We start from the raw sequence: 10,761 nt of genomic DNA on the forward strand, positions 1-10,761 counted from the left end.
TCACTCAAACCGAGATGGAAATAAAAGTTATTAAAATCAATACAATGTGAAAATGCAATGAGCATAAGCGTGTAACGTAGGTTTACTGTCTCATACAACAAACCCACCAATAATTCAAGACGTCCTCCACGGGGCGCTTACCTACAAACCGTAGCGGTCAACAAATACTATGTGGATCCGGCGCTGAACCGGGATATGATCCATACCGCCCTAAGCATGGAGGCCGACAATCAGGAATTGCTGACGCCCCGGGAACGGCAAATCCTCAAACTCATCGCCGATGGCAACACCAACCGGCTAATCGCTGAGCAGTTATGTATCAGCGTTAAGACGGTGGAGACCCACCGCTTGAATATCATGCGAAAGTTGAATGTGCATAAAGTCACGGAGCTGCTGAATTGTTCCCGCCGACTTGGATTGACCGACTAGCCTTGCCACCGTTGGCCAGCCATGGCGGCGAATTGTGTTTTCCGCCGCCGGGGTTCGGCCCCTGGTCGCGTCCGGCGCGGTTGCAATGGCGTGACACAGGCCCGGGTCTGTTTCGGTGTAGCGTTTCGACCGCCGCAGGAACAAAGGTAACGGCCCCATAGACCCCGCACGGTTCCCCCGCTTTAGCGCCTCGCCGCCCGCGCCAGGGCAACCAAAGCCAGACGAAGAATGGCGACTGATTATAAGACATTTGGCGCGCTACCTATCAGGTTTTCGGCTGACATTGACGCCACCGCGACCGGGATATTCTCTGCTTGTTCACCCTTCGCAGACGCTCGCTGCAAACCCACCCCGCTTTCAAGGTAAGCGTACGCCCAGCGCCGTCTGTTAATTCCCCATCAAGCTATTGAAGATGATGTCCATTATTTTTTTAATGGGCGCAATTCATGAAACAAACCCCACCAAAACCCTCAAGACGTCGTCCCAATTTCCCGCTGGACTTTAACATTGATACCGTTATCCCGTGCCAGCTTGGCAATGGATACGCCGGGCTGGAGCGCCTGCTCAACCAGCTTAATGTTAAAGTCCAACGGGAAATTGGGACGACGTCTTGAGGGTTTTGGTGGGGTTTGTTTCATGAATTGCGCCCATTAAAAAAATAATGGACATCATCTTCAATAACTTGATGGGAAATTAACAGACGGCGCTGGGCGTACGCTTACATGTATTTCAGCTGGCACGTGATATCCGCCGAGTGCCGGATATAATTCTGCGCCTGCTCGTAGCTATTGTCGTATTCCTGCCGCAGCACGGATTCCCGCTGGTGCAGCATGCTGAAAAAATAGAGGATAATAGCGCGCAGAGCGCCCACAGCATTAGCGCCAGCGTCCTGAACAGGTAGCGGAAGATTTTGACCGTAGTGCGAAACGAAGTGAGATATTTCAAACCCGTACCGTTCAGATAAAGAAAACCAGCCAGAATCAAAAAGGCCAGCGCAACCGCGCTGGCTCTTGTTTATGACCCTTACGCGCCGGCACGTCGCCGGCCGAGGGTATTATTCGCGTTCACCGTCGACATCATCGTCATCGCTGACGCCGTCATCCGCTTCATCGGTATCCATGAGGTCGTCTTCAGGCGTCGCATCCGGGATCGCCACCGAGTCCAGATCCTCATCGTCCACTGGTTCGGCGACGCGCTGCAGCCCCACCACGTGCTCATCCTGCACGGTGCGGATAAGCGTCACGCCCTGGGTGTTGCGCCCGACGATGCTCACCTCGGAAACCCGCGTGCGCACCAGCGTGCCGGCGTCCGTTATCATCATGATCTGGTCGCAGTCATCCACCTGCACCGCCCCCACCACTTCGCCGTTGCGTTCGCTCACCTTAATGGAGATAACGCCCTGGGTCGCGCGGGACTTGGTCGGATATTCCGCCTGGGCGGTACGCTTGCCATAGCCGTGCTGGGTGACCGTCAATATTGGCCCCTCACCGCGCGGCACGATGAGGGACACCACCCGGTCGCCTTCCGCTAGATTGATCCCCCGGACGCCGGTCGCGGTCCGCCCCATGCTGCGCACCTGATTTTCCGGGAAACGCACCACTTTGCCATAGGCGGAAAACAGCATGACTTCATTGCTGCCGTCGGTCAGGTCCACGCCTATAAGCTCATCGCCATCGTTAAGATTAACGGCGATAATGCCGGCGCTGCGCGGGCGGCTGAACTCGATAAGCGAGGTTTTCTTCACGGTGCCGCTGGCGGTCGCCATGAAGACGTGGCGTCCTTCTTCATAGTCACGCACCGGCAAAATGGCGGTGATACGTTCGTTGGACTCCAGCGGCAACAGATTGACTATCGGCCGGCCGCGGGCGCCGCGGCTGGCTTCCGGCAACTGATAGACCTTCATCCAATACATCCGTCCCCGGCTGGAGAACAGCAAGATGGTGTCGTGGGTATTCGCCACCAGCAGGCGGTCGATGAAGTCCTCTTCCTTGATGCTGGCCGCCGACTTGCCTTTACCGCCGCGGCGCTGCGCTTCATAGTCCGTCAACGGCTGATACTTCACGTAACCCTGATGGGACAGGGTGACGACAACATCTTCCTGATTAATTAGGTCTTCGATATTGATATCCGAGGTATTGGCGGTAATCTCGGTACGGCGCGGATCGCTATACTGCTCTTTGATGGCGACAAGCTCTTCGCGGATCACCTCCATCAGGCGGTCCGAATTCTGCAGGATGCGAATTAGTTCCGCTATCTGGGTCAACAGCTCCTTGTATTCATCAAGCAGCTTTTCGTGTTCCAGACCGGTCAGTTTTTGCAGCCGCAGGTCCAAAATCGCCTGGGCTTGCTGCTCGGTCAGATAATATTGACCGTCGCGGATGCCGTACTGCGGCTCCAGCCACTCGGGCCGCGCGGCGTCGTCGCCGGCGCGCTCCAGCATGGCGGAGACGGTGCCCAGCGCCCATGAACGCGCCACCAGGGCGGCCTTCGCTTCCGCCGGCGTCGGCGCCTGGCGGATCAGCTCGATAATCGGGTCGATGTTTGCCAGCGCCACCGCCTGCGCTTCCAGAATATGGGCGCGCTCGCGGGCCTTGCGCAACTCAAAAATAGTGCGGTGGGTCACCACTTCGCGGCGGTGGCGCACAAAGGCGGATAAAATGTCCTTCAGCGGCAGGATCTTCGGCTGCCCCTGATGCAGCGCCAACATATTGATACCGAACGACACCTGCAGCTGGGTCAGGGAGTACAGATTGTTAAGCACCACCTCCCCTACCGCGTCGCGTTTGATTTCAATGACAATGCGCATACCGTCTTTGTCGGATTCATCGCGCAGGCCGCTGATGCCCTCGACACGCTTTTCTTTGACCAGCTCGGCGATTTTCTCAATCAGGCGCGCTTTATTCACCTGATAGGGAATTTCATGCACGATGATGGTTTCGCGGTCTGTTTTGCCGTCCGTTTCCACCTCGGCGCGCGCGCGGATGTAGATTTTGCCGCGCCCGGTGCGGTATGCCTCTTCGATGCCGCGCCGGCCATTGATGATGGCGGCGGTGGGGAAATCGGGACCGGGGATATGCTCCATCAGGCCTTCGACGCTGATGTTCTCATCGTCAATATAGGCCAGACAGCCGTCGATGACTTCCGCGAGGTTGTGCGGCGGAATGTTGGTGGCCATCCCCACCGCGATGCCGGAAGAGCCGTTGACCAGCAGGTTGGGGATCCTGGTGGGCATGACATCGGGAATTTGCTCGGTGCCGTCATAGTTGGGCACGTAATCGACGGTCCCTTTTTCCAGATCCGCCAGCAATTCGTGGGCAATTTTCGCCATGCGCACTTCGGTATAACGCATCGCCGCGGCGGAGTCGCCGTCAACGGAACCGAAGTTGCCCTGGCCATCCACCAGCATGTAACGCAGCGAGAACGGCTGTGCCATACGCACGATGGTGTCGTAGACAGCGGTATCCCCGTGGGGGTGATATTTACCGATGACGTCGCCGACGACGCGCGCCGATTTTTTATAAGGTTTATTCCAGTCATTACCGAGCACGCTCATCGCGAACAGCACGCGACGGTGTACGGGTTTGAGTCCGTCCCGCACATCCGGCAACGCGCGTCCGACGATGACGGACATGGCGTAATCCAGATAAGAACGTTTCAGCTCTTCTTCGATATTGACCGGTGTAATTTCTCTGGCAAGGTCGCTCATAGAGCCGCTATCCCTCTACTAAATGAAGCTTCTACCCGGATTTAAAGGTGTCAAAAAAGTATACCATCTTTTTTCTGTGAAAGGGCACAGTCACCGTTGAAAGGCGTACCGGAATCATCTCATGTCCCCACCGGCGCCAGCCGACGGTCCCCGCACGCCGCTAATGCAGGCTTTTGCGGGCAAACGGGCTGCCGGACAGCCCGTTTGTGCGTATACTTAGCCGATAAAGGTATAAGGAGCTTTTACATGACCCCCGAAGTAAGTAATGAAGCGGACCATAACGCCCCGCCCCGTCAGGAAAACGTCGATCCGGGCGAAATCGCCAAATTCGACGCCGTCGCTGCTCGCTGGTGGGATCTTGACGGCGAATTTAAACCGCTGCACCGCATCAATCCGCTGCGCTTGGATTATATTCTCGAACGCGCCGGCGGGCTGTTTGGAAAAAACGTGCTGGATGTCGGCTGCGGGGGCGGCATTCTGGCGGAAAGCATGGCGCGCGAAGGGGCGAAGGTGACCGGACTGGATATGGGCGCCGAACCGCTGGCGGTTGCCCGCCTGCACGCGCTGGAAAGCGGCGTGGCCCTGGATTATCGCCAGGAGACGGTCGAGGCGCACGCCGAGGCGCATCCCGGCGCCTATGATGTGGTGACCTGTATGGAAGTGCTGGAGCATGTGCCGGATCCTGCGTCTATCGTCCGCGCCTGCGCGCGGTTAGTGAAACCGGGCGGCGAGGTGTTTTTTTCGACGCTGAACCGTAATCCGAAGGCCTGGCTAATGGCCATCGTCGGCGCCGAATATGTGCTGCGCATGGTGCCGCGGGGCACGCATGATATTAATAAATTCATCAAACCCGCCGAGTTGCTGGGTTGGGTGGACAACACCCCGCTGCGCGAGCAGCATATTATCGGTTTACATTACAATCCGCTGCGGGATCGTTTCTATTTGGGCGGTAACGTGGATGTGAATTATATGCTGCATACACGCCGGCAAGCGTAAAGCGCTGCCCGCCACTGCGTCAGGGGCGCTCTCTTCCGTCAGGCGTCTTCGTCAGGCCTGTAGCGTTGTTCTTCGCGCACTGAACTCCTGTCAGGCCGGAGATGTTGTCTTCACGCGCGAGCCCCCTGTCACGCCGAGGGCGTTCTCTTCCCTCGGGGGATGCCTGTCACGCCGGCGACGTTATCTTCCCTGTTGGGCCGCCTAACGGGTCGGGAGCTGCCGTTTCTATCCGGGATCCTTCTCGTGCCGGGCCGTTGGCGCCCGCCGTGCGGCGCCGTCAAAAACAGAGAGCGTTCAATTAAGCAACGATCGCATTATTTTAGAAAAATTTATCCCCCGCAATTGACAACCGCGAAGCGCAGGCACAATAGCGGCTTACCCGTTTGCTGACAGTTTCTCCCCAACGTTATCCACAAAAGTTGGCAAGTTATTCACTTGCATTGCGGTGGCTTTGTCACTATCTTGTTACCAAACTAACGAAAAGACCCCATATATAGTGATTTGCCCCTGGCAAGGCACTATTTTGCCTGCGCGCCAGCAGGGCGTTTGCGGGTCATACAGACAGGTATAAAGCCGCATGAACCAGAGTCTGCTAGTCACCAAGCGCGACGGACGTAAAGAAACCATTAACCTCGATAAAATCCACCGGGTCATCGACTGGGCGGCCGAAGGGCTGGAAAACGTTTCCGTTTCCCAGGTGGAATTACGTTCCCATATCCAGTTCTACGACGGCATCAAAACCGCCGATATTCACGAAACCATTATCAAAGCCGCGGCGGATCTGATTTCGCGCGAGGCGCCCGACTACCAGTATCTCGCCGCCCGGCTGGCGGTGTTCCATTTGCGCAAAAAAGCCTACGGTCGGTTTGAGCCGCCGAAACTCTACGATCATGTCTCGCGGCTGGTCGAGATGGGCAAATACGATAAACATTTGCTGACGGACTATAGCGCCGACGAATTCGAGCAGATGGACTGGTTTATCGATCACTGGCGCGATATGAACTTTTCCTATGCCGCCGTCAAACAGCTTGAAGGAAAGTACCTGGCGCAAAACCGGGTAACCGGCGAGATTTACGAAAGCGCCCAGTTTCTATATATGCTGGTGGCCGCCTGCCTGTTTTCCGGCTATCCGCGCGCGACCCGCCTCGACTACGTCAAAAGGTTCTATGATGCGGTGTCGACGTTTAAAATTTCGCTGCCGACGCCAATTATGTCCGGCGTACGCACCCCGACCCGTCAGTTCAGTTCCTGCGTGCTCATCGAATGCGGCGATAGCCTCGACTCCATTAACGCCACCTCCAGCGCGATTGTGAAATACGTTTCCCAGCGCGCAGGGATTGGCATTAACGCCGGCCGCATTCGTGCTCTGGGCAGCCCGATCCGCGGCTGCGAGGCTTTCCATACCGGCTGTATTCCGTTTTATAAACATTTCCAGACCGCCGTCAAATCCTGCTCCCAGGGCGGCGTGCGCGGCGGCGCGGCCACCTTGTTCTACCCCATGTGGCATCTGGAAGTGGAAAGCCTGTTGGTGCTGAAAAACAACCGCGGAGTGGAAGCCAACCGGGTGCGCCATATGGATTACGGCGTGCAGCTTAACAAACTGATGTACCAGCGCCTGGTCAAGGGTGAGGACATCACGCTGTTTAGCCCCTCCAACGTACCGGGACTGTATGACGCCTTCTTCGCCGATCAGGATGAATTCGAGCGGCTGTACACTCAGTATGAGCAGGACAGCAGCATCCGCCAGCGCCGTATCAAGGCGGTGGAACTGTTCTCGCTGATGATGCAAGAGCGCGCTTCCACCGGCCGTATCTATGTGCAGAACGTGGATCATTGCAACACCCACAGCCCGTTCGACACCGCGGTGGCGCCGATCCGCCAGTCCAACCTGTGCCTGGAAATCGCCCTGCCCACCAAGCCGCTGGAGGATGTTAACGACGACAGCGGCGAAATCGCCCTGTGTACCCTGTCGGCCTTCAACCTGGGGGCAATCGATAGCCTGGATGATTTGGGCGAGCTGGCGACGCTTGCGGTGCGCGCACTCGATGCGCTGCTCGACTATCAGGACTATCCGATCCCGGCCGCCAAGCGCGGCACCATGGGGCGCCGTACCCTCGGTGTAGGGGTGATTAACTTCGCCTATTATCTCGCCAAGCATGACGTACGCTACTCCGACGGCAGCGCCAACAATCTGACCCACCGTACGTTTGAAGCCATTCAGTACTACCTGTTGAAGGCCTCCAACGATCTGGCCCGTGAGCGCGGCGCCTGCCCGTGGTTTAATGAGACCACCTACGCGCAGGGTATTTTGCCCGTCGACACCTATAAAAAAGATCTCGACAGCATCGTCAGCGAACCGCTGCATTACGACTGGGAAGCGCTGCGCGCGGACATCTTGCAGCACGGCTTGCGCAACTCCACCCTGTCGGCGCAGATGCCATCGGAAACCTCTTCGCAGATTTCCAACGCCACCAACGGTATCGAGCCGCCGCGCGGCCTGGTGAGCATCAAAGCCTCCAAAGACGGTATCCTGCGCCAGGTGGTGCCGGAGTCCATCCGTTTGCAGGAAGCCTATGAGCTGCTGTGGGAGATGCCGAGCAACGACGGTTACCTGCACTTGGTGGGCGTGATGCAGAAATTCGTCGATCAGGCCATCTCCGCCAATACCAATTACGACCCGTCCCGTTTCCCGGCCGGTAAAGTCCCGATGAAGCAGCTATTGAAGGATTTGCTGACCGCGTACAAGTTCGGGGTGAAGACCCTGTATTACCAGAATACCCGCGACGGGGCGGAAGACGCTCAGGAAGACATGCAGTCGACGCAGCAGGACGATTGCGAAAGCGGCGCCTGCAAGATTTGAACATGGACGCGGGCGGTAACGATGCCGCCCGTGTGTAACGGGAGTCCCCATGGCCTATACCACGTTTTCACAAGTTAAAAATAACCAGCTGCTGGAGCCGATGTTTTTCGGTCAGTCGGTTAACGTCGCCCGTTTCGATCAGCAGAAATACGACATTTTTGAGAAGCTGATTGAGAAACAATTGTCGTTCTTCTGGCGTCCGGAAGAGGTGGATGTGTCGCACGATCGCATCGACTATCAAGCGCTGCCGGAGCACGAAAAACATATTTTTATCAGCAACCTCAAGTACCAGACGCTGCTGGATTCCATCCAGGGCCGCAGCCCCAATGTCGCGCTGCTGCCGCTGATTTCGATACCGGAACTGGAAACCTGGGTGGAAACCTGGGCGTTTTCAGAAACTATCCATTCGCGCTCCTATACCCACATCATCCGCAATATCGTCAACGATCCGTCGCTGGTGTTCGACGATATCGTCACCAATGAGGAGATCCTCAAACGCGCCAAGGATATCTCCGGCTATTACGACGGTCTTATCGAACTGACCAGTTATTATCATCTGCTGGGGGAAGGCACGCACCAGGTCAACGGTAAAACGGTGGTGGTGAATCTGCATGAGCTGAAGAAAAAGCTCTATCTTTGCCTGATGAGCGTCAACGCTCTGGAGGCGATCCGTTTCTATGTCAGTTTCGCCTGCTCTTTCGCCTTCGCCGAGCGCGAACTGATGGAGGGCAACGCCAAAATCATTCGCCTCATCGCCCGCGACGAAGCGCTGCACCTGACCGGCACCCAGCATATGCTGAACCTGATGCGCTCCGGCGAGGACGATCCCGAAATTGCCGAGATTGCGCGCGAATGTCAGCAGGAAAGCTACGATCTGTTCTTGCTGGCGGCGCAACAGGAGAAAGACTGGGCGAGCTATCTGTTCCGCGACGGGTCGATGATCGGTTTGAACAAAGATATTCTGTGTCAGTATGTGGAATACATCACCAATATCCGCATGCAGGCGGTCGGTCTGGATCTGCCCTTTACCACCCGCTCCAACCCGATTCCGTGGATCAACTCCTGGCTGGTGTCGGATAACGTCCAGGTGGCGCCGCAGGAGGTGGAGGTAAGCTCCTATCTGGTGGGGCAGATTGATGCCGAAGTTAATAGCGACGACCTCAGCGACTTCCAGCTGTAACATGGCCCAACCTGTTATCCACCTGCGCCAAAACGGCTCAGCCTTTTCCTGCGGCGGGGTGCATCGCTCGCTGCTGGACGCACTGGAGGCGCACCAGGTGCCGGTGGAATTCCAGTGCCGCTCCGGCTACTGCGGCGCCTGTCGCCTGCGCCTGCGGGCGGGGGAAGTGAAATACCACCAGGAGCCGCTGGCGTTTGTCGGCCGCGGGGAAATTCTGCCCTGCTGCTGCCTGCCGGTCGACGATATCGAGCTGGAATTATAGTTCCGGCCGCAAGGCCGGAGGCCATCATTTCCCCCCTCCGGCTTCTCCCTCTTCCCCTCCGCCTTCTCCCTCTTACCCGATGCGCCTGCTGCCATTGCGCGCGATGAATGCGCCATGAAATTGATTTTCCCTCCGCGCGCAGCCCCATGATACGCAAAACACCTTATTAGCGAATGATTAGAAATGAATGAAAATGCCGGCAGTCCTTTAAATACAGCAGATAGACCATTAGGGGTGCGTTATGGCAATCAATATCGGAAATTCTTTTTTCTCTAATACCCTCAGCGCGGCGCGCATTGGGGAAATTATGGAAAATAACAGCGAGTCATTACCGGCGATGACGATCTGGGAAAAGATCAAAGACTTTTTCTTTCATGGCGATACCCAAAAATGTCTCTTCATCTTGAATGAACTCTGTCATCCCCCTGCCGACATCACAAAACGCGATATCAAAATCTATTTTGAACAATTGCGGGGGATGGCAAATTACAGCGACAAGCTTCATTTTACCCAGGTGAATGATTTGATGTTCACCCTCGCCGATAAAGACTTTAAACCGGTGTTGTCGCTGAACTTGCAAAAAGAGTGTTATACCGTACAAGCGGATTACCAGGAGGACGCCGTTTATGCTTATGAAAAGACATTCCCTTTCCATACGCCCCCTCGCCTTACTGAGACCACGCCGCGCGCCGGCGGCAAAGACAAAGCGCATGCCCTGTTTCGACAGCCGGAAGGAGAGAGTTTCAACGCAGCCCAGCCTCACGCGCCCCGCTTACGTTTTACACCCCGGCCCTCGACGTCTCTCACGCCCGAAAAACATCTCGAACCGACGCCGAATCATCTCCTATGCTCGGTCACTTCACGGGATGCGCTTATCACGCTTAACGTACTCGGCTATCCTGACGTGCAGTGTGAGGGAGATATTCCCCAGACCGTCGAAGTCTTTCAAGCAAAGCGCATTCAGCGTCTTCCCGACCATTTTCCAGCCGCATTGGCGACGCTCGGCATCAATGATTCGCCTCAATTAGCGGAAAACGCGCTTGATAATCTGGCGGCGCGGACCCCCCCATTTGGTCGATCTCAACATTAAAGACTGTGACACGCCGCGCTTACCTGAGCATTTACCCAAAACGCTGACGCACGTCAGCCTTTCCCAGCATGCCCCGATGTCGCCTGAAAGTCTGGACAATCGTAAGCGCCCCGTGGAGGACGTCTTGAATTATTGGTGGGTTTGTTGTATGAGACAGTAAACCTACGTTACACGCTTATGCTCATTGCATTTTCACATTGTATTGATTTTAATAACTTTTATTTCCATCCCGGTTTGA

General features: G+C 56.2%; 7 protein-coding genes and 2 pseudogenes. 6 read left to right on the plus strand and 3 right to left on the minus strand.

Annotated elements, in window-relative coordinates:
* Positions 1-135: 135 nt before the first annotated feature.
* Positions 136-429, plus strand: a pseudogene (locus tag ACMX3H_RS09480) (LuxR C-terminal-related transcriptional regulator); the annotation flags it as partial.
* Positions 430-899: 470 nt separating this feature from the next.
* On the opposite strand, the gene ACMX3H_RS09485 reads toward ACMX3H_RS09480, so the two are convergent.
* The 3 genes and pseudogenes from ACMX3H_RS09485 to gyrA form a co-directional block, all read right to left on the minus strand.
* A complete protein-coding gene (locus tag ACMX3H_RS09485; RefSeq protein ID WP_415210633.1) occupies positions 900-1,067 on the minus strand; it encodes a hypothetical protein in 168 nt (55 codons plus the stop codon).
* Between the two features lie 83 nt (positions 1,068-1,150).
* A pseudogene (locus ACMX3H_RS09490) lies at positions 1,151-1,374 on the minus strand (hypothetical protein); the annotation flags it as partial.
* A gap of 109 nt (positions 1,375-1,483) precedes the next feature.
* Positions 1,484-4,135: a DNA topoisomerase (ATP-hydrolyzing) subunit A gene (gene gyrA, locus ACMX3H_RS09495; RefSeq protein ID WP_415210634.1), complete on the minus strand. Its 2,652-nt coding sequence runs from the start codon at positions 4,133-4,135 to the stop codon at positions 1,484-1,486.
* A gap of 246 nt (positions 4,136-4,381) precedes the next feature.
* Between gyrA and ubiG the strand changes: the two genes are divergently transcribed.
* From ubiG to ACMX3H_RS09520, 5 genes are all read left to right on the plus strand, one after another.
* Complete coding sequence (gene ubiG / locus ACMX3H_RS09500) at positions 4,382-5,131, plus strand: bifunctional 2-polyprenyl-6-hydroxyphenol methylase/3-demethylubiquinol 3-O-methyltransferase UbiG (protein WP_415210635.1); 750 nt, start codon at positions 4,382-4,384, stop codon at positions 5,129-5,131.
* A gap of 577 nt (positions 5,132-5,708) precedes the next feature.
* Positions 5,709-7,991, plus strand: coding sequence for a class 1a ribonucleoside-diphosphate reductase subunit alpha (nrdA, locus tag ACMX3H_RS09505; protein ID WP_415210636.1), 2,283 nt, complete (start codon positions 5,709-5,711; stop codon positions 7,989-7,991).
* 49 nt (positions 7,992-8,040) lie between these two features.
* Positions 8,041-9,171, plus strand: coding sequence for a class Ia ribonucleoside-diphosphate reductase subunit beta (nrdB, locus tag ACMX3H_RS09510; protein WP_415210637.1), 1,131 nt, complete (start codon positions 8,041-8,043; stop codon positions 9,169-9,171).
* Between the two features lies 1 nt (position 9,172).
* A complete protein-coding gene (gene yfaE / locus ACMX3H_RS09515) occupies positions 9,173-9,433 on the plus strand; it encodes a class I ribonucleotide reductase maintenance protein YfaE (RefSeq protein WP_415210638.1) in 261 nt (86 codons plus the stop codon).
* Between the two features lie 241 nt (positions 9,434-9,674).
* Positions 9,675-10,523: a hypothetical protein gene (locus tag ACMX3H_RS09520; RefSeq protein WP_415210639.1), complete on the plus strand. Its 849-nt coding sequence runs from the start codon at positions 9,675-9,677 to the stop codon at positions 10,521-10,523.
* Positions 10,524-10,761 lie beyond the last annotated feature (238 nt).

Origin of the sequence: Sodalis sp. (in: enterobacteria), from assembly GCF_047607725.1 — a bacterium.
Taxonomy (GTDB): Bacteria; Pseudomonadota; Gammaproteobacteria; order Enterobacterales; family Enterobacteriaceae; genus JBLKSS01.